The sequence below is a fragment of the Polymorphospora sp. NPDC051019 genome, from assembly GCF_040683055.1.
GTDB lineage: Bacteria > Actinomycetota > Actinomycetes > Mycobacteriales > Micromonosporaceae > Polymorphospora > Polymorphospora lycopeni.
Map to the genome: position 1 here is coordinate 440,034 of NZ_JBFBCH010000001.1, position 18,916 is coordinate 458,949.

The following is an 18,916-nucleotide window of genomic DNA, read 5'->3' on the forward strand; positions in this document are numbered from 1 at the left end:
CGCCGAGAACGGCCCCGTGGGGTGACGACCGGAGCCGGCGCCGCCCCGCAGTCTTCCGGTCGACGCGGTAGTTCGCGGACCGGAGGGACGGGGCGATGGGTCGAGGACCGACGAGGTGGCGGCTGGCCGCGCACGCGACGACGGTGCTGCTCGGGCTGGGGCTGCTCGGGCCGGCCGCGCAGCCGGTGCGGGCCGGCCCGGCGGAGGATCCGTACGCTGCCCCGAGCCCGGCGGCGGCGATGCTGGCCGCGGGCGGCCCGTACGCGGAATGGGTCGCGAGCGGCCGGCGGTTCCTCGTCTTCGATTGGCGGGGCGGCCGGGCGGTCGAGGTGGTCGGCGACCTCGCCAGCGCGGACCGGATCGCGGTGCTGGTCCCCGGGGTGTCCAGCACCCTACGGGACTTCGACCGGGGGCTCGGCGGCGTCGCCCACCGCGCGCCTTCGGTACAGGCCCGGGCGTTGTACGGGCAACTCCGCACCGCCGATCCCCGGGTCGCGGTGGTCGCCTGGCTCGGGTACGACCCGCCGGACGGCATCGGCTGGGCGGCGGCCCGCCCGGACAGCGCCCGGGACGGTGCCGTCCTGCTCGCCGCCTTCGCCCGGGACCTGGCCGCCCGCCGGCCGGGCGTGGCGATCACCCTGGTCGGCCACAGCTACGGTGCCCTCGTCGTCGGAATGGCCGCCGCCGACCTGCCCTGCCAGGTGACCGACCTGGTCGCGCTCGGCGGCGTCGGGATGGGGGCCGACGACGTGTCCGGCCTGGGCGGCACGGCCCGGATCTGGGCCGCCGAGGCAGCCGGCGACTGGATCCGCCGGCTGCCACCGGTGCGGCTGCTCGGCCTCGGCCACGGTACGCGACCGGCCACGCCCTCGTTCGGCGCCCGCCCGCTGCCGGTCGACGACGGTGCCGGCCACGACGACTACCTCGTCCCGGGCGGTACGACGCTGCGTGCCCTGGCCGACGTCGTCCTGGCCGCACGGGCCACGGACGCACCGGCCACGGACGCACCGGCCACGAGCGCACCGGTCCGGCCCGCGCCGGCCGTCGGCCGATGACGGCTCACCCGGACGGCGGCCGGGACCGGGCGGTCGACGGGGTGCGGGCGTACGCGATCCTCGGGGTGGTCGTCGGGCACTGGCTCGTCACCGCGCTGGTGGTGGCCCCCGACGGCACGCTGGGGCAGGCCAGCCCACTGGCCGCGATGCCCTGGCTGGCCCCGGCGACCTGGGTGTCGCAGACCCTCGGCCTCTTCTTCTTCACCGGTGGCTACGCCTCGGCCCGGTCGCTGGGCCGGGCCGACGAGCGGGGTGTCGGCCGGCGACGCTGGCTGCTGCTGCGGCTACGCCGGCTGGCCGTGCCCGCCGCGGTGCTGCTCGCGGCCGGGTGCGGGGCGCTGGTGGCGGCGGCCGCCCTCGGCATGCCGGCGGGCATGCTGCGGACCGTCGCGACACTCGTGGTCAGTCCACTGTGGTTTCTGCTGCCGTTCGCGGTGCTGATCGGCCTGACCGGTCCGCTGCTGGACGCGGTCCGCCGGTTCGGGCCGGCCGCGGTGGCGCTGCCGGCCGTCGCCGTCGTCGCCGCAAGCGACGGGTTCGGGCGGCTCGCCGGTGGTCCACCCGTCGCTGCCGGCCCGGGGATCGTGGCGCTCGCCGCCGACCTCCGGATCCCGCTCGCGGTACTCGCCGGCTGGCTGGTGCCGTACCTGCTCGGTCTGCTGCTGGCGCGGGGCCGGCTCGCCGGGCGGCGCACGGCCCGAACCCTGACCCTCGGCGGTGCCGCCGCCATGGCCGGTCTGGTGCTGCTGGCCGGCTACCCGGCGAGCGCGGTGGGAGTGCCCGGAGCGGGAGTGTCCAACCTCGCCCCGCCGTCGCTCGTCGCGGTCGCGCTGGCGGTCACCCAGGTGGGGGTGGCCCTGCTGCTGCGCCGCCGGCTAGCCCGGCTGCTGCACCGGCCGCGCTGGTGGCGGCCGGTGCGGCGGCTCAACGTCGCGGCGACCGGAATCTACCTGTGTCACCAGCCGGTGCTGGTCGCGGTTGCCGGGACGGTCGCGCTGCTGGGCAGCGGCGCGACCGTCCCGGGCCTGCTCGGCGATCCGACCGGCCCGGCCTGGATCGGTGCCCGGCTCGGCTGGCTCCCGCTGCTCGCCGCCATCCTGGCCATCCTGGTCCGGCCGGCGGCCCGGAATCACCGCGCGATCCCGGCCGGCACAGCACGGGCGACCGGCGCGTCACCGGGCCGGGTCGCGGCGCCGGAAAGCGCCTCAAAGGGCCAGGTCGCGGCGCCGGAAGGCGACCATCCCGACGGCGAGCAGGCCGACGGCCACCGCGAGCAGGGCCAGCAGCGGACCGGCGGTCACCTCGTCGACCGGTACGGCGCGCACGTGGCTGAACGGCGAGGCGTTCACGACGGCGGTGGGCAGGTCGAGGACGGCCCCGAACTGTCCGGCCAGCGCGCACAGCGCCAGCGCGGTCCAGGCGATCGCGGCCGACCAGCGGGGCAGCAGCCCGAACCCGGCGACGACGACACCGGCGAGCACGAAGACCGCCGGGGCGTGGGCCAGTGCCGCGCCGGTCATCCGGGCCGTCTCGGCCATGACACCGGCAGTGCCGTCGACGGTCGCCGCGTAGGCCAGGCCGATGGTCGCGCCGGTCAGCGCCAGCAGCACGAGCACGCCGCCGGCCGCGCACGCGAGGTGGCCGCCGAGCCAGCGGGAGCGGGACACCGCGCCGGCCGCCACCGCCTCCAGCCGTCCGGCGCCCTCCTCGACGTACGCCCGCAGGACGGCCTGTACGGCGTACCCGGCGACCATCAGGGCCACGAACGACATGATCGTGGCGAGGAAGGCGTCGACGAGTCCGCCGGTGCCGCCGAGCTGGGTGATCGCGTCGGCGAGCCCGGCGTTGTCGCCGACCAGGGCGTCGACCTCGTCGGTGACGGCCCCCATCGCCACGCCGAGCACGGCCAGCCCGATCGCCCAGCCCAGCAGCCCGCCCCGGTGCAGGCGCCAGGCGAGGCCGGTGGCCGTACGCAGCCCGGCGCCGGCACGGGCCGGGCCGGGGCGCGGGGCGACGAGTCCGGTACCGGCGTCGCGGCGCTCGACGAGCACGGCGGCGACGGTGCCGGCGAGGAGCCCGAAGACGGCCGGCAACGCCAGCAGGCCGGAGTGGTCGGCGTCGAACGGGCGTACCTGGTTGGCCCAGCCGAGCGGGGAGAGCCACGACGGCCAGGCGCTGGTGACCCGCAGCCCGTCGGCGTCGACGGTGCCGAGGGCGTCGCCGACGGCGCGCAGTCCGAAGGCGACGCCGACCGCGATCGCGGCCGCCGAGTTGGCGGCCCGCGACGTCGAGAAGATCTGGGCGGTCACCGCGGCGACGGCGGCGAAGGCGACGCCGACACCAGCGAGCGCCGCCCCGTAGGCCAGCGCCCCGGGGAGCGGCAGGTCGAGCCCGACCAGGGCCGCCGCGACGCCGGCCCCGATCAGCAGGTCGGCGCCGACGGCGACGGCGAGCGCGGCGGCGAGCGGGGCATGCCGGCCGACCATCGCCGAACCGGTCAGTTCGAACCGGCCGGTCTCCTCGTTCTGCCGGGTGTGCCGTACGACGGTGAACGTCGTCATCAGGGCGACGAGGACGGCCAGCGAGGTGAACGTCTCGGCGACGACGATCGAGCCGAGGCTGGCGCCGGAAACGGGGCCGTTGAAGGCGCGGGCGACGACGCTGACCGCGGTGGTGCCGGCGTACGCCAGGCGGTCGGACTCGGCCGCGTAGAGGTCGGCGACGCTGGCGGCGACGGCGAACCCGACCGCGGTCACGCCGGCGATCCAGACCGGGAGCGTGATCCGGTCGCGGCGCAGCGCCAGCCGGGCGAGGCGGCCGGTGCCGGCGAGCGCGTTCACCGGGCACCGGCAGGGCTGGTGGCCGGCGCCGGCCGGTCGCCGTAGTGCCGCATGAACAGTTCGTCGAGGCTCGGCGGCGCACTGTTCAGCGAGCGGATGTCGTGGTCGGCGAGGAGCCGTAGGACCGCGCCGAGGTGTTCGGAGTCGACCTCGAGGTGCATGGTGTCGCCGTCGGCGCGCAGGTCGTGCACGCCGGGTACGGCGTCGAGCCGGTCGACCGGGTGGGCGGTGCGTACGGCCACCGACACCCGGGTCAGGTGCCGCAGTTCGGCGAGGGTGCCGGATTCCACGACGCGGCCGGCGCGCACGATGGTCACCCGGTCGCAGAGCGCCTCCACCTCGGCCAGTACGTGGCTGGAGAGCAGGACGGTGGTGCCGGCCGTCCGGGCCTGGCGTACGCGGTCCTGGAACACCGCCTCCATCAGCGGGTCGAGGCCGGAGGTCGGTTCGTCGAGCACGAGGAGTTCGACGTCGGACGCGAGGGCGGCGACGATGGCGGTCTTCTGCCGGTTGCCCTTGGAGTAGGTCCGGCACTTCTTGGTCGGGTCGAGTTCGAACCGTTCCAGCAGGTCGTCGCGGCGCCGGTGGTCGAGGCCGCCGCGCAGCGAGCCGAGCAGGTCGATGACCTCGCCGCCGGTGAGGTTGGGCCACAGGTTGACGTCGCCGGGGACGTACGCCAGGCGGCGGTGCAGGGCGACGGCGTCGCGCCACGGGTCGCCGCCGAGGACGGTGACGTCGCCCGAGTCCCGGCGCAGCAGGCCGAGCAGGATGCGGATCGTGGTCGACTTGCCCGCCCCGTTGGGACCGAGGAAGCCGTGCACCTCGCCGGGCTCGACCCGCAGGTCGAAGCCGTCGAGGGCGCGGGTCGATCCGTAGGTCTTCACCAGCTGCGACACCGCGATGGCCGGCATGGCACCTCCGTAATCGTCTGACCGATGGTCAGATAATACTCGGCCTGGATGACCATCGGTCAGGGCGGGACTACGATCGACCGATGGACACCACGGCGCCGGCGACGGACACCCGGTCGCGCATCCTGCGCGCGGCCGCCGCCCTCTTCGTGCGCAAGGGCTACCAGCGCACGTCGCTGCGCGAGATCGCCGACAGCCTGCGGCTGACCAAGGCGGCGATCCTCTACCACTTCCCCACCAAGGAGCACCTCGCCGGCGAGCTGGTCGAACCGTTCGTCGCCGACCTGGAGGCGGTGGCCGCGCACGCCGCCAGGCAACCCCCCGGACCGCGCCGGTGGGCGATGATCGAGGGCTGGCTCGACACCCTGCTGAAGCACCGCGAGCCGTTGGGCATGCTCGTCAACGACATCGCGATCCTGAACCGCAACTCGGTCTACCGGCGGATCCTCGCGGTGGCGACGCAGGCCAACGAACTGGTGGCCGGGCCGGACGCCGACCAGCGGGAACGGGTGCGGGCCACCCAGGCGATCGCGATGGTCAGCGACCCGATCGTGTTCTACACCGACGCCGACACGGCGACGCTGCGCGAGGACATGCTCGACGGCGTACACCGGTTACTGGAGGGCGAGCCCCGGCCGGCGGCGCGGGCGGGGGACCGGACGCGGCGCGGCCGCCCGCCGGCGCTGTCGGCGGCCGACGTGGCGAGCGCCCGGGCGATGCACGCGACCGGCACGCACACCGTGGACGAGATCGCCGCCAAGTTCGGAGTGGGTCGGGCGACCCTCTACCGGCACCTCAATCGAGACTAATTACGGGACCATTTTCGGGATTTTGAGACGGCAACCCGAGTTCTCGAACCCGCTTGCGCCGCGCACCCGCCGCCACTAACGTACAACCACATGGTTGTAGGTGAGCTGGACGAGGCGGAAGTGGACCGCATCTTCCACGCCCTGGCCGACGCCACCCGCCGCGACATCCTCACCCGGGTGATCCGCGAGGAGCAGTCGGTGTCCGCCCTCGCGCGGAACTACCCGATGAGCTTCGCGGCGGTGCAGAAACACGTGGCGGTACTGGAACGGGCCGCACTCGTCGTCAAGCAGAGACGCGGAAGGGAGCAGGTCGTACACATCGACGTCACCGCGCTGCGGCGGGCGGCCGAGCTGCTCGACGCGTACGAACGGCTCTGGCGGCACCGCGCCCGGGCAATGGAACAGATCCTGGCCGAAGACCGAGAAGGGGAACAGCCGTGAGCGTGATAAGCATCGACAAGGACGTACAGGCGTTGACGCTGACGTTCGTCGCCGAGTTCGACGCCGGTGTCGAACGGGTCTGGCGGCTCTGGGAGGACCCGCGCCAGCTCGAGCGGTGGTGGGGCCCGCCGACCTGGCCGGCCACCTTCGAGCAGCACGACTTCGTGGTCGGCGGCTGGTCCCGCTATCACATGACCGGCCCCGAGGGTGAGAAGTCCCGCGGCTGGTGGACCATCACCGCCATCGACGCGCCGCACCGGCTCGAGTTCGACGACGGCTTCGCCGGTGAGGACGGCGAACCGGTGGACGACATCGCCCCCACCCACGGCACCGTGACGCTCGAGGCCGCCGGCGACCGGACCCGGATGACCGTCGTCTCGAAGTTCGTCGACGCCGACCAACTGGAGCAGATGGCGGCGATGGGCATGGAAGAGGGCATGCGCCTGGCGATGGGCCAGATCGACGCCATCCTGGCCGAGACCCGCTGAGCGGTCCGGTCGGCCCGGGTCAGGCCGTCGCGACCCGGGCCAACCGGCCCAGCCAGCGGGCCGTGGGACCGAGGGTCAGCAGCCCGCTTCCCGCGCCCGCGAGCTCGCCGGCGGCCGGTTCGAGGGCGGCGTGGGCGCGGCCGGCGAGTTCCCGGTCGCCGGTGGCGACGGCGGCCTCACCCACGAGGCACCACCGCACCTCGAGCAGGTGGTCCGGCGGCGGCCGCGGCACCGTACGCAACAGCGCCCGGGCCCGGGGCCGGTCGCCCTCGGCCAGCAGCACCAGCGGGCGGACCCACGGCTCGTACGGCCCGTAGTCGAGGCCGGGACCGGTCGGTGCCGGCCGGCCGTGCAGGAGCCGGAGCGAGAGCAGCGCGAGTGGGAGCAGCCCCTGTTCGAGCCCGGGCATGCCCGCCTCGGACAGGGGCCGCGCCGCCTCCCGGTAGGCGGCCGCGACGGTTCCCGGCTCCGCGCCGGTCGCGGCGGCCCGCATGGCGCGGTACCACCGCGTGAAGACGGCCACGAGCGGCGACTCGTGCCGCTCGGCCAGGTGTTCGGCGGCGACGGCGTGGGTGTCCGCGCCGGCCGGGTCGGCGACCGCCGCCCGGGCCTGGAGCCGTACGAGGTGCCCGAGGATCTCGTACGTGGTCAGGCCGTGGCGGGACGCGACGTCGACGATCTCGGCTCCGATCCCGTCCCGGCGCGCGGCACCGCCGGCCTCGGTGAACGTGTGCAGGAAGACACCGTTGAGGGCGAACACCAGCAGCGCGGGGTCGCCGAGCTCGCGGGCGATCCGCTCGGCCTCCCCGGCGGCCCGGCGGGCGTCCGGGTCGTCCGTACCGCGACTCTCGATCGCGATCGTGGTCAGCAGCCGGGCCCGGACCGGATCGGGGCCGGCCGGACCGAGCGCGGCGAGGGTACGGCGCGCGGCGTCGACCACCTGGCGCGCCTGTGCCGCGTCGTCGGACCGGCTCCAGATGGCGGGTACGTCGTACGCCCCGATGATGCGCGCGGTCAGCTCGGGGTCGCCGGCCCGTTCGGCCGCCAGGATCGCGGCCAACCGCTGCTCGCGGGCGGCGACGAGGTTCTCGCCCCCGGTGACCGCGAGGGTCCGCAGCAGGTCGACCGTCGACCGCAGCCCGGTCCGGGAGCCGGCCGCGACGGTCCGCTCGTACTGGGCGGTGGCGTGGGCCCAGGGCTGGTCGTGGTCGTGCACCGGCGCGGTGAGCCGGCGGGACCGGTTGAGGACGTCGACCTCGAGGCGCCGCAGGTCGTCGCCGGGGTCGAGGCCGAGCCGGTCGACCAGCGTCTCCCGGGCCCGACGCAACACCGCCAGCGACTCCCCCTGGCGGCCGTCGCGGTAGAGCGCCAGGGCGAGCAGCCACCACGCCCGTTCCCGCCACGGATGCTCGGCGACCAGGGCGTCGAGGTCGGGTACGGCCCCGGCGGCGCGGCCGAGGTCGAGCCACGCCGCCGCTCGCGACTCGACGGCGTGCAGCCGCAGTTCGTCCAGCCGCCCGCGCGCGGCCCGGGCCCAGTGCGGGTCGGGGAACTCGGCGTAGGCGGTCCCCTGCCACCAGCCCAACGCCCGGTCGAGGTCGTCGGCCGCCCGCCGCGCGGGTGCCTGCCGGGCCGCCCCGACGGCGTCCTCGAACCGCCAGGCGTCGACGGCGTCCCGGGACGGACACAACGCGTAGCCGTTGCCCCGTGAGACGAGCAGGCGGGACGGCGTACGCGGGGCGCGTTCCGGTTCGAGGGCCCGGCGCAGGGCCGCCACGAAGGTGCGTACGGCCCCCACGGCGCCCGCCGGCGGCTCCGCCCACAGGTCGTCGACCAGCCGGTCGACGGTCACGACCCGCCCCTCGGCGGCGACCAGGCGGCCGAGCACCTCGCGGTGCCGTGGCCCCTTCAGATCCAGCGGGTCGCCGGCCGGGCCGACCGCCCGGACCGGCCCGAGCACCTCGAAGACGACCGTCACCGCGCCATTGTCCGCCTCCCAACGCCCGGTGGTCGTGCTGATCCGTTGCTGATCGGGGCGCGCGACGGTGGTCGGGTCACCTGACCACGGACATCGGAAGGAACACCGTGACCATCACGATCCCAGGCTTCGAGTACCGGCGGGTCCCGGTCGCCCCCGGGGTGTCGCTGAACACCGCCGTCGGCGGCAGCGGCAGCCCCGTCGTCCTGCTGCACGGCTTCCCGCAGACCCACCTCATGTGGCGGCACGTCGCCGCCGCGCTCGCCGCCGACCACACCGTCATCTGCCCGGACCTGCGCGGCTACGGCGACAGCGACAAGCCGGCCGGGGACGACCCGGCGGCGTACGCCAAGCGGACCATGGCCGCCGACGTCGTCGCCCTCGCCGCCGCGCTGGGGCACGACCGGTTCGCGCTGGCCGGCCACGACCGGGGCGCCCTCGTCGCGTTCCGGGCCGGGCTCGACCACCCGGCGGCGGTGAGCCACCTCGCCTGCCTCGACGTCGTACCCACCCTCGACACGTGGCAGGTGCTGCACGGCGTGTCGGCCTCGGTCGCGTTCCACCTCTACCTGATGGCGCAGCCGGCGGGACTGCCCGAGACGATGATCGCCAGCAGCGCCGACGCGTTCTTCGGCCACTTCCTCGACGCGTGGGGCACCGGTTCGGATGCCGTTCCCGCCGACGTCCGCGCGGAGTACCTGCGGGCCAGCGCGGCGGCCGTACCGTCGATCGTGGCCGACTACCGGGCGTCGGCGACCGTCGACATCGACGACGACCGGGCCGACCTCGACGCCGGCAACCGGCTGCGGATGCCGGTCACCGTCGTCCAGCAGGACTGGGGCGCGCAGCTCGGCTACGACGCGGGCGCGGTCTGGCGGGCGTGGGCTCCCGACCTGGAGCACCGGACGACCATCGCCGGTCACTTCATGGCCGAGGAGGCGCCGGACGAGATCACGAAGGCGATCTCGGACCTGCTCGCCCGCTGAGCCGCACGGTGCCCGGCCGGCGACCACGGTCGCCGGCCGGGCCGAGGTCAGATCCGGGCGCCGACCGCCGCCCCGGAGACCGGGTGCAGGAAGTTCGACGACGGGATCGCGCCGGCCGCCGTACGCGGGCCGGTGATCACCGCCGGGTTGGTGCTGACCAGGCTGGCGTCGTTCCAGGTGCCGCCGATGTTCCACGAGTTGCCGCTGCCGGTCGAGGTCCCCATCGACACCGCCGTCCGGTTGCTCACCGACAGGTTGCCGGTCAGCGTCGACCGCGAGCGCGAGACGTTGAACCCGGTGCCGCCGTTGTCCCAGGCGGTGTTACGCGAGAACGTCATCGACCCGGGGTTGCCGTTGTCGACGAAGCCGCCCTGGGCGTTGTCGAAGGCGATGCTGTTGCGGACGGTGTGCGCGACCGCCGGGTCGTCGGGGTCACCGCCGCCCATCTTGAAGCCGTTGCCGTCGCCGGCGAAGTTCGGGAAGCCCCAGCGGTTGACGCCGTTGCCCCACGCCACCGAGTTCTCGATCAGGATCGGGGACAGGAACTCCCAGGCGTCGAAGCCGTCGTCGACGTTGTTCCACAACCGGGCTCCGCGGACGACGTTGCCGCTGCCGGAGCCTTCCTTGATCGCCAGCCCGTCGGCGCTCTCCCCGTTCTTGCGGGGATCCCGGTTGCCGTAGGCGTCCAGGTTCAGCACCTGGTTGTTGCTGGAGGCGCCCTGGATGTGCAGGCCGGTCTCGTAGTTGTCGCGGGTGACCAGCCGGTCGAAGACGTTGTTGCCGCAGTCCCGGCAGAAGATGCCGTACGGCCCGTTGGCGATCTCCAGGCCGACGAACCGCCAGTACGACGCCTCGATGTGGAACACGCCCCGCTCGGCGTTGGGGATGCTGCCGTTCAGCGGTGCGGGGGTGTGCGGCAACTGCTCGCCGTCGATCAGGACCCGTTCGGTGTCGTACCGGGTGATGGTGATCGGCGCGGACGCGGTGCCGCTCTTGAGGACCTGGATGTTGCTGGTCGGGGCGTAGGTGCCGGCCCGCAGGGCGATCGTCCCGCCCGGGCGGACCAGGTCGACGGCGCGCTGGATGGTGCGCAGCGGCTGCGCGACGGTGCCGGGCGCGGCGTCGTCGCCGTTCGGGGCGACGACGAGCTGGTCACCGGCCGGCGGCGGGGTCGTGGGTGGCGGCGTCGTGGGTGGCGGGGTGGTCGGCGGTGGAGTGGTGGGGGGCGGGGTGGTGGGGGGCGGGGTGGTCGGCGGGGTCGAGCCGCCGGAGTCGACCGTGACGTCGTCGAAGCTGGCGCTGGCGTACGCGGTGACCAGTCCGATGCGGCCGGCGGTGACCAGGCTGTTCGTGGCGCTGCCGACCTGGGTGCCGTCGACGAAGCCGCGGATCGTGCTGCCGCTGACCTCGATCCGCAGCGTGTGCCAGGTGCCGGCGGCACCGAAGCCGGTGGCCGAGCCGAGCGACGTGATGGCGCTGCCGTTCACGGCCTGGAGTTCGGCGCGTCCGCTGCCGAGCAGGGCCAGCCGGTACATCCTGGTGGCGCTGCTGGAGCGGGCGGCCAGGGCGGCCAGGCCGCCGGAGCCGTACGAGACCGGTTTGACCCGGGCCTGGACGGTGTAGTCCGTCCAGCCGGTCTGGCCGGCGAACTGCCGGGCGAGCTGGCTGCTGGCGCTGGACTGGTGGAACACCGGGGAGCCGTCGGTGACGACCGCCCAGGTGCCGCCGGATTTCGACCAGCCGCCGCTGTCGCCGTCGTCGAAGTTGTCGGAGTAGACGGTGGCGGCGTGGGCCGTCGAGACCATGGTGACGGCCAGGGCGGTGGCGGTCGCCGCGGCGCCGACGGTGGCGAGTACGCCCCGGCGGCCGGTGGTGCGCTTGTCGGGCACAGGTTCCTCCTGGTCAGGGGATGTCCCTCGATCGGCGCCGTACGCGGAGGCCCGGACTCCGGTGGTGCCAGACGGATCGAGGATGCCAAGAAAGGGCTTTCCCGTGGTCAGGGTAGGGCGGCGGCGAATGGTCGTCAATGCTTCGACAGCCGCCCCCGACCCCTGCCATGATCCACAGGGGACATCGATCCACTTGTCTTGACGGAATATGTCGGCGGCGTTACGTTCATCCGGCGGAATGCGCTTTCCCGCAGGTGGTGCGCTCGTGTCGGGGCAACGGCCAATGCACGCCATCCCCCATCACGAGCCTGTCAGGGTTGGTTGACAGGCGCCCGTTTCCCGGAGGTTCACCATGGGTGGTTCCCCCACCTTCCGCCGGCGATTGCGGACAACCGCCCTCGCTGTCGGCAGCGCGGCCGTCGTCACGGTCGCGTCCATCGGATTCACCAACCTGGCCAACGCGGCCACCGTCTTCGACGCCACCTTCGAAAGCGGCAGCACGAGCGAATGGTCGAAGTCCGGCGGCACCTGGAGCGTGGTCAGCGACGGCTCCAGCGTCCTGCGGCAGACCAACGCGGGCAGCGAGAACGCCCGCCAGTTCGCCGGCGACACCGGCTGGACCAACTACACCGTCCAGGCCCGGGTCAAGCCGCTCAGCTTCGGATCGAACGGCCACGTCGGACTGCTGGCCCGCGCGTCGGGCTCGACGAAGTTCTACCGGCTGGCCCTCGTACCCGGTAACCAGGTCCAGTTGCAGGCGGTCAGCGGCAGCTCGGTGACCGTACTCGGCAGCACGACCCAGTCGGTCTCCACCGGCTCCTGGTACACCCTGGCCATCGAGGTGTCCGGCAGCACCATCCGCGGCCGGGTCAACGGCACCCAGTTCGCGTCGGCGTCCAACAGCGCCATCTCGGCCGGCCGGATCGGCCTGCAGACCGTGTACGCCAGCGCGTCGTTCGACGACGTGTCGGTCAACACCGGCGGCGGTACCAACCCGACGCCGACCACGCCCGGCCCGAACCCGACCACGCCCGGCCCGAACCCGACGACCCCGCCGCCGACCACCCCGCCGCCGGGCGCCTGGCCGTCGCCGACCAGCCAGGTCAAGGTCAACGACACCATCCAGGTGCCGAGCAGCGGCCTCGACGGCGGTCTCAAGCGCTACTACGGCATCGGCGACGGCGGCCAGGGCGAGAGCCAGGACCCGATGTTCGTGCTGGCTCCCGGCGCGACCCTGCGCAACGTCATCATCGGCGCGCCCGCCGGTGACGGCGTGCACTGCGAGGGCAACTGCACCCTGATCAACGTCTGGTGGGAGGACGTGGGCGAGGACGCCGCCACCTTCCGCGGCGGCAGCACCTACCTCGTCGACGGCGGTGGCGCCCGCTCCGCCAGCGACAAGGTCTTCCAGCACAACGGCGGCGGTACGCTCACCATCCGCAACTTCCAGGTCGAGAACGCCGGCAAGCTCTACCGGGCGTGCGGTAACTGCAGCACGTCGTACCAGCGGCACGTGGTGATGCAGAACATCACGGCGCGCAGCACGAAGGCGCTCGCCGGTATCAACACCAACTGGGGTGACACGGCCCGCTTCTCCAACATCACTGTCTACGGCAACACCGTCATCTGCGAGAAGTACCGCGGTGTGCCGAAGGGCAGCGAGCCGACCAAGATCGGTGAGGGCGCGGACGGAGTCAACTGCATCTACAACGAGTCCGACATCACCCGCCGGTAGACACGGCGACACCAGGCGGCGCGGTCGGTCCCGACCGCGCCGCCGCACCGTGCGCGACGACCTCGGGTACCGTCCCGGCAGGACTGTCCGATCTAGACTCACCCGATGACGCCGGACGAGATGGTCAGGGCCGCGCTGGAGGTCGCCGAGGCGGGCCTGGCCGCCGGCGAACAACCGATCGGGGCCGTGGTCGTCATGGGAGACGAGATCATCGGCCGGGCCTACACGCAGGAGAAGGCCCGTGGGCGCCGGCTCGTGCACGCCGACCTGCTGGCGATGATCGAGGCGGACGAGGCGCTGGGCTGGCGCCGACGGCCGCACCCCCTACGCCTGGCGGTCAATCTCGAACCGTGCGTGATGTGCCTGGGGACGGCCATGGCGCTGCGGGTCGACGAGGTCTACTTCGCGCTGGAGTCCCCGGACGACGGAGGAGTCGCGGTCGCCGCGAACTGGCGCCCGGACCGCGAGTTGGCCTGGTTCTCGGCCCCGAGCATCGTGGGCGGCATCCTCCGCGAGGAGAGCCGGGACCTGTTCCGCCGCTACTGCGCGACCGTGCCGGACAGCGCGCTGCGCCGGTGGATACAGACGCTGGTGGACCCGCCGGGACGAGTTGCCCCGGCACCGGTGGAATGAGGCCGGGACTGTGGGGAAGGCGGTGACTGACCGGCACCTCGAGAGGAGCCCGCGATGAGCAGTCACACCGGCAGGAACGCGAACCGTACGGAGTCGGCCCGCGCCCGGCGCCACCCGGGCAGCGGCGCCCGCGGCCGGCAGGGCGCGACCGTGGAGCAGTCCGAGAAGGGCCGCCACCAGCGGACCGCGACCGGCACCGCCTCGACCGAGCGCGACCAGGGGCGGTCCAAGCTCGGGCGGGACGGCCGCGTCCACGGCCAGGGCACCGGGTGACCGGGCGGCCGTCCCGCGCCTCCTGACGCGGGACGGCGTTCCCGTGATCCGGCGCCTCAGGCCGGGCTGACCCGCTTGCGGCCCTCAGACCGGGCCGACCCGCTTGCGGCCCTCAGACCGGGCCGACCCGCTTGCGGCCGAGCCCGAGCTTGCGGCCGTTGCGCCGGCTCATCCTCGTCCCCTTCACCCCGCGGGTGACCGCGCCGGCGCTGCGCGTCGCGTGCTGGCCGCCACGCTCGGTCCGCAACGGCCGCTTACGGCCGGCCTTGGCCGCCTTGCGCCCCACCAGGACGCCGAGTTGCGCCGCCAGTTCCTCGGCCCGCATCGCGAACGCAACCCGTCGCCGTTTCGTTCCGTTGCGTATCGCGTCGAGCCGCGCGCTGCCGCCGCCCGACTTCGGTCCTCCTCGTCCCATCGAACACCCACCTTTCCCCGGTTGACCGGCAGTCCTGCGACTTCCCACCAGGGCCGCCGGCATTCCCGCCGACCAGCCGGTAGCCCGACCCTGCCGTGATCCGCGATGTCGGGCACGGCGAGGAAGGTCATCCGGGGCGGGTGCCGTCATCAGACGTGCCCACCGGAGGTCGTCCCGGCAACCGGTCCGGTGGTGGAGCCCGCCTTGCCCGGCGGGGGCGCGGTGCTGTCGCGGATGACGAGTTCGGTCGCGAGCTCGACCCGAGGGCTCTCGATCTTCTCGCGCCGGGCCAGGCGGAGCACCGTACGGGCGGCCAGCAGGCCCATCTCGGCCAGCGGCTGGCGGACCGTGGTGAGCGGGGGCGACGACCAGCGCACCTCGGGCAGGTCGTCGAAGCCGACCACACTGACGTCGTCGGCGACCCGCAGGCCGCGCCGGCGGATGGCCTCGTAGACGCCGAGGGCCATCTGGTCGCTGGAGGCGAAGATCGCGGTGGGCGGGTCGGGCTGGTCGAGCAGTTCGTTGCCGCTGGTGAAGCCGGCCTCGTGGTAGAAGTTGCCGGGACGGACAAGGTCGTCGTCGATGGGCAGCCCGGCGGCTTCCAGGGCGGCGCGGTAGCCGTCGAGGCGGGCGCGGCTGCACAGCAGTTGCGCGGGGCCGGCGATGAACCCGATCCGGCGGTGGCCGAGCCCGATCAGGTATTCGGTGGCGCGCAGACTGCCGGTCCAGTTGGCGGCGCCGATGGTCGGGGCGCCCTGGGTGGGCAGGCCGGCCGGGTCGACGATGACGACGGGGATGTTGAGCCGGCGCAGTTCGGCCTGGAGCGGTGGCTCCAGCACCGAGGTCACGAAGATGACACCCTCGGTCGTACGGGCCCGCATGTTGTTCAGCCACTGCTTGGCCGACGAGGTCTTGCGGTGGATGGCGGAGACGACGGTGCCGACGTCGGCGGCGTGCGCCACGTCCTCGACGCCCCGGATGATCTCCACCGCCCACGGGCTGTCGAGGTCGTTGAAGACGAGGTCGATCAGGCCGGAGGTGCTGCGTACGGCGGTGGGCCGGCGCTGGTAGCCGTGGCGGTTGAGCACCTCCTCGACGCGTTCGCGGGTCTGCGGGGAGACGTCGGACCGGCCGTTGATGACCCGGGACACCGTGGGTACCGAGACGCCGGCCTCGCGGGCGATCACGGCGATGGTGACCCTGCGGTTGTCGTCCACTGCGGCTTGCTCCTTCTCGCTGCGCAGGCACGGGTGGGGGCCTGGGGGGCGGTGGCCCCTACCGCACCGTAGGTGAGGTCGGGGCCACCGGTGGTCGGGGGTCAGCCCTTAACGCTACCGGCGAGCCCGGCGACCAGTTGCCGCTCGGCGACCGCGTAGAAGGCCAGGGCGGGCACCATGGACAGGACGACGTACGCCAGCACGCGGGCGGTGTCGTCGGCGTACTGGCCCTGGAACGCCTGCACGCCGACGGGCAGGGTCCACCAGCTCTGGTCGGTGAAGACGACCAGCGGGAGCATGAAGTTGTTCCAGCTCGCCACGATCGCCAGGACCGAGACGGTGGCCAGGGCGGGACGGGCCATCGGCAGCAGGATGCGCCAGAAGAACGCGAACGCGCCGCAGCCGTCGAGGGTCGCCGCCTCCTCCACCTCGCCGGGGATGCCGCGGAAGAACGACCGCAGGATGATGATCGTGACCGGTAGCCCGAACGCGGCCTGGGGCAGGATGACCCCGAGCGGGTTGTCGAGCAGTCCCAGGCTGCGCAGCAGGATGAACAGCGGCAGGATCGCGACCGTGAAGGGGAACATCAACCCGGCCGCGAAGAGGGTGAACAGGGCTTCCCGGCCGCGGAAGGTGAACCGGGCGAACACGAACGCGGCCATCGCCGAGGCCCCCACGACGACGACCACCGTGGCCAGTGCGATCAGCGTGCTGTTGGCGAGTTGCCGCCAGAAGACCTCGGAGGTGAGGATGCCGAGGTAGTTCTCCGGCACCCACGGGTCGGGCAGGCCGAGGGGGTTGGTGGAGAGCTGGCCGTTGTCCTTGAATCCGCCGAGCACACCGAACCCGATCGGTACGACGATGAGCGCTCCGATGGCGATCGAGACGACGTGCAGGACGGTTCTCCGCAGGTGAGCCTGGGTCCCGGTCACCGCTGGACCCCCCTCGTGGTGAGTGCGCCCTCGAGGTCGCGGCGCAGGACGAAGCGTTGGTAGAGCAGGGCGAAGACGAGGCTGAGCAGGAACATGACGATGCTGATGGCGCTGGCGTAGCCGACCTCGAAGCGGCGGAAGCCGTACTGGAACATGGTCACGGCGAGGGTTTCGGAGGCGTGGGTCGGGCCGCCGCCGGTGAGGACCCACACCATGTCGAAGAGCTGGATGGTGCCGATGATCGACAGGAAGAGGCTGATCCGGATCGTCGGTCCGAGCAGTGGCAGCGTGACGTGCCGGAACACCTGCCAGCCGCTGGCGCCGTCGGTGGTGGCGGCCTCGGTCAGTTCGCGGGGGATCCCCTGCCGGCCGGCCAGGTAGAGGATCATGTGGAACCCGAAGTACTTCCAGGAGATCACGAAGAACACCGCGTAGAGGACGGTCGCGGGGTCGGCGAAGATCGAGCCGCCGAGTTCGGCGGCGCCGAACCAGCCCAGCACGGTGCTGCCCAGGCCCCGGCTGGGTGAGAAGACGAGCGTGAACAGGACCGCCGTGGTCACCTCGGACAGCACGTACGGGGCGAAGAACACCAGCCGGTAGACGGCCCGGCCCCGTAGCGGCTGGTTGAGCAGCAGGGCCAGGGCGAGCGACACCGGCAACTGGACGACGACCGACAGGACGATGAGGACGAGTGCGCGCCGCAGGTCGCCCTGGAAGATCGGGTCGCCGAGGGCACGGCTGAAGTTGTCCAGGCCGACGAAGTCCTCGGGCAGGTTGAAGCCGTTCCACTTGAACAGGCTGGTGTAGCCGGCGACCAGGATCGGCACGATCACCAGGAGCAGGAACAGCACCAGGGCCGGGGCGAGGAAGAAGAGGATCGTGCCCAGGCGGCGTAGGCCGGGCCGGCGGTCGTGCCGTCGTACAGCCGGAGCTTTCGGCCGGACGGGTCCGGCCGTGGTGTCGGGGCGCGGGCCGGTTACGGATTGGGTCACGTCACTGGTTCTTCGCCACCGTGGTGATGTCCTTGACGACCTGCTCAGGTGTCTTGGACCCGGCGACCAGTTCGGCGACGCTGTCGTTGACCTGCTGGCCGAGCGCGGGCGGGTATGCCTGGTCGAGGTAGAGCTGGAAGCCGGTCGCCGCGGCCAGGCTCGCCGCGACCGCCTTGCCGTTGGGGTCGGCGATCGCGTCCACCGCGTCGCGTACGGTCGGCAGCACCGCGCCGGTGGCCGCGGACTTGCGCTGGTTGCCCGCTTCGAGCAGGGCGCGCAGGAAGTCGACGGTGGCGGACGGGGCGTCGCGTCCCACAGCGAAACCGTTGCCCCCGCCGAACACGTCGGACACCGTGCCCTTGCCGCCGTCGACGGCCGGGAACGGGAAGAAGCCGAGCTTGTCGCCCAGGCCCTTCTTGTCGGCGGACAGCGATGCCTGCACCGACGGCGCCCACTGGCCCATCAGTTCCATCGCGGCACCACCGTTGACCATGGTGGCCGCCTGGCCGTCCGGTGAGCTGTAGTCGGCGCCGAGGAAGTCCTTCTGGAACGGGGCGAGGTCGACCAGTTCCTTGAAGCGGGTGCCGGCGGCGACGAGGTCGGGGGTGTCGAAGTTGGCGTCGGTGCCGGCCTGCTGCAGGGCGGTCGGGCCGCCGATCCGCATGGCCAGGTAGGACCAGTAGAAGTGGGCCGGCCACTTCTCCTTGCCGGCGAGCGCGATCGGGGTGATCCCGGCGGCCTTGATCCGGCTGACGGCGGCGAGGAATTCGGTCCAGGTGGTCGGTACGGCCGCGACGCCGGCCCGGGTGAAGAGGTCCTTGTTGTACCAGAAGCCGACCATGCCGACGTCGAACGGAATGCCGTAGATCTTGCCGTCGATGGTGAACGGCTCGACCGACACCGGCAGCAGGTTGCCGATCCACGGCTGTACGTCGGCGGTGAGGTCCTTGACCAGGCCGGCCTCGACCTGCTGCCGCAGCACTCCCCCGCCCCACGACTGGAACAGGTCGGGTGGGGATCCGGCCTGCGTGGCGGTGGTGAGCTTGGCCTTGAACGCCTCGTTCTCCAGCGGCTGGATCTCGACCTTCAGGTTGCCCCGGGCCGCCTCGTACTCCCTGGCCATCGCCGCCCAGACGGAGAGCATCGGCTCGGTGTTCTGGATGTGCCACCAGTTGACGGTCTGGGCACCGTCGGGGTCGGTGGCGTCGTCGCTGCAGGCGCCGAGCAGGAGCGCGCCGGCGCTGGCACCGGCGAGGCCCATGAGGGATCTACGGGAGAGGCGCATTGTCTTGATCCGTCCCTTCGGGGGTGGTTGCAGGGCA

General features: G+C 73.1%; 17 protein-coding genes and 1 pseudogene. 9 read left to right on the forward strand and 9 right to left on the reverse strand.

Features of this window, described 5'->3' with window-relative positions; all coding sequences use genetic code 11:
- Positions 1 to 95: 95 nt before the first annotated feature.
- Both AB0M79_RS01910 and AB0M79_RS01915 read left to right on the forward strand, forming a co-directional pair.
- Entirely contained in the window at positions 96 to 1,055 is a 960-nt protein-coding gene (locus AB0M79_RS01910) for an alpha/beta hydrolase (RefSeq protein WP_364206831.1), read from the forward strand.
- Positions 1,052 to 2,092, forward strand: a pseudogene (locus AB0M79_RS01915) (acyltransferase family protein); the annotation flags it as partial. The gene AB0M79_RS01910 and the pseudogene AB0M79_RS01915, both read left to right, overlap by 4 nt.
- A 168-nt stretch (positions 2,093 to 2,260) precedes the next feature.
- Here the strand turns inward: AB0M79_RS01915 and AB0M79_RS01920 are convergent.
- Both AB0M79_RS01920 and AB0M79_RS01925 read right to left on the reverse strand, forming a co-directional pair.
- Complete coding sequence (locus AB0M79_RS01920; protein ID WP_364206833.1) at positions 2,261 to 3,895, reverse strand: anibiotic ABC transporter; 1,635 nt, start codon at positions 3,893 to 3,895, stop codon at positions 2,261 to 2,263.
- Positions 3,892 to 4,806, reverse strand: a complete 915-nt coding sequence (locus AB0M79_RS01925; protein ID WP_364206835.1) for an ABC transporter ATP-binding protein — start codon at positions 4,804 to 4,806, stop codon at positions 3,892 to 3,894. The genes AB0M79_RS01920 and AB0M79_RS01925 overlap by 4 nt, the downstream gene beginning before the upstream one ends.
- An 83-nt stretch (positions 4,807 to 4,889) precedes the next feature.
- On the opposite strand from AB0M79_RS01925, the gene AB0M79_RS01930 reads away from it, so the two are divergent.
- From AB0M79_RS01930 to AB0M79_RS01940, 3 genes are all read left to right on the forward strand, one after another.
- Positions 4,890 to 5,615: a TetR family transcriptional regulator gene (locus tag AB0M79_RS01930; protein WP_364206837.1), complete on the forward strand. Its 726-nt coding sequence runs from the start codon at positions 4,890 to 4,892 to the stop codon at positions 5,613 to 5,615.
- Between the two features lie 90 nt (positions 5,616 to 5,705).
- Entirely contained in the window at positions 5,706 to 6,056 is a 351-nt protein-coding gene (locus AB0M79_RS01935; RefSeq protein ID WP_357538958.1) for a helix-turn-helix domain-containing protein, read from the forward strand.
- Positions 6,053 to 6,544, forward strand: coding sequence for an SRPBCC domain-containing protein (locus tag AB0M79_RS01940; RefSeq protein WP_357538959.1), 492 nt, complete (start codon positions 6,053 to 6,055; stop codon positions 6,542 to 6,544). Before AB0M79_RS01935 ends, AB0M79_RS01940 begins: the two co-directional genes overlap by 4 nt.
- Before the next feature lie 19 nt (positions 6,545 to 6,563).
- Here the strand turns inward: AB0M79_RS01940 and AB0M79_RS01945 are convergent, their stop codons facing one another.
- A complete protein-coding gene (locus AB0M79_RS01945) occupies positions 6,564 to 8,522 on the reverse strand; it encodes a BTAD domain-containing putative transcriptional regulator (RefSeq protein ID WP_364206839.1) in 1,959 nt (652 codons plus the stop codon).
- 107 nt (positions 8,523 to 8,629) lie between these two features.
- On the opposite strand from AB0M79_RS01945, the gene AB0M79_RS01950 reads away from it, so the two are divergent.
- Positions 8,630 to 9,508 carry an alpha/beta hydrolase gene (locus AB0M79_RS01950; RefSeq protein WP_364206841.1) on the forward strand — a complete coding sequence of 293 codons (879 nt, stop codon included), beginning with the start codon at positions 8,630 to 8,632 and terminating at the stop codon, positions 9,506 to 9,508.
- A 47-nt stretch (positions 9,509 to 9,555) separates the two neighbouring features.
- On the opposite strand, the gene AB0M79_RS01955 is transcribed toward AB0M79_RS01950, so the two are convergent.
- Positions 9,556 to 11,397 carry a right-handed parallel beta-helix repeat-containing protein gene (locus AB0M79_RS01955; protein ID WP_364206843.1) on the reverse strand — a complete coding sequence of 614 codons (1,842 nt, stop codon included), beginning with the start codon at positions 11,395 to 11,397 and terminating at the stop codon, positions 9,556 to 9,558.
- Between the two features lie 352 nt (positions 11,398 to 11,749).
- On the opposite strand from AB0M79_RS01955, the gene AB0M79_RS01960 reads away from it, so the two are divergent.
- The 3 genes from AB0M79_RS01960 to AB0M79_RS01970 all read left to right on the forward strand — a co-directional run bounded on the left by AB0M79_RS01960 (position 11,750) and on the right by AB0M79_RS01970 (position 14,038).
- Positions 11,750 to 13,132 (forward strand): pectate lyase, encoded by a 1,383-nt coding sequence (locus tag AB0M79_RS01960; protein ID WP_364206845.1) that lies wholly within the window; start codon positions 11,750 to 11,752, stop codon positions 13,130 to 13,132.
- A gap of 105 nt (positions 13,133 to 13,237) precedes the next feature.
- Positions 13,238 to 13,765 (forward strand): deaminase, encoded by a 528-nt coding sequence (locus AB0M79_RS01965; RefSeq protein WP_364206847.1) that lies wholly within the window; start codon positions 13,238 to 13,240, stop codon positions 13,763 to 13,765.
- A gap of 54 nt (positions 13,766 to 13,819) precedes the next feature.
- The gene (locus AB0M79_RS01970; protein WP_357538965.1) at positions 13,820 to 14,038 is read left to right on the forward strand and encodes a hypothetical protein; all 219 of its coding nucleotides are present in this window, start codon (positions 13,820 to 13,822) and stop codon (positions 14,036 to 14,038) included.
- A gap of 112 nt (positions 14,039 to 14,150) precedes the next feature.
- Here the strand turns inward: AB0M79_RS01970 and AB0M79_RS01975 are convergent, their stop codons facing one another.
- From AB0M79_RS01975 to AB0M79_RS01995, 5 genes are all read right to left on the reverse strand, one after another.
- Positions 14,151 to 14,453 (reverse strand): hypothetical protein, encoded by a 303-nt coding sequence (locus AB0M79_RS01975; RefSeq protein ID WP_364206849.1) that lies wholly within the window; start codon positions 14,451 to 14,453, stop codon positions 14,151 to 14,153.
- A 149-nt stretch (positions 14,454 to 14,602) separates the two neighbouring features.
- On the reverse strand, positions 14,603 to 15,670 hold the full coding sequence (locus AB0M79_RS01980; protein WP_364206851.1) for a LacI family DNA-binding transcriptional regulator: 1,068 nt from the start codon (positions 15,668 to 15,670) through the stop codon (positions 14,603 to 14,605).
- Between the two features lie 101 nt (positions 15,671 to 15,771).
- Positions 15,772 to 16,602 carry a carbohydrate ABC transporter permease gene (locus tag AB0M79_RS01985; RefSeq protein ID WP_364206853.1) on the reverse strand — a complete coding sequence of 277 codons (831 nt, stop codon included), beginning with the start codon at positions 16,600 to 16,602 and terminating at the stop codon, positions 15,772 to 15,774.
- Complete coding sequence (locus tag AB0M79_RS01990; protein ID WP_364206855.1) at positions 16,599 to 17,594, reverse strand: sugar ABC transporter permease; 996 nt, start codon at positions 17,592 to 17,594, stop codon at positions 16,599 to 16,601. The genes AB0M79_RS01985 and AB0M79_RS01990 overlap by 4 nt, the downstream gene beginning before the upstream one ends.
- A 1-nt stretch (position 17,595) precedes the next feature.
- Complete coding sequence (locus AB0M79_RS01995) at positions 17,596 to 18,879, reverse strand: extracellular solute-binding protein (protein WP_364206857.1); 1,284 nt, start codon at positions 18,877 to 18,879, stop codon at positions 17,596 to 17,598.
- Positions 18,880 to 18,916 lie beyond the last annotated feature (37 nt).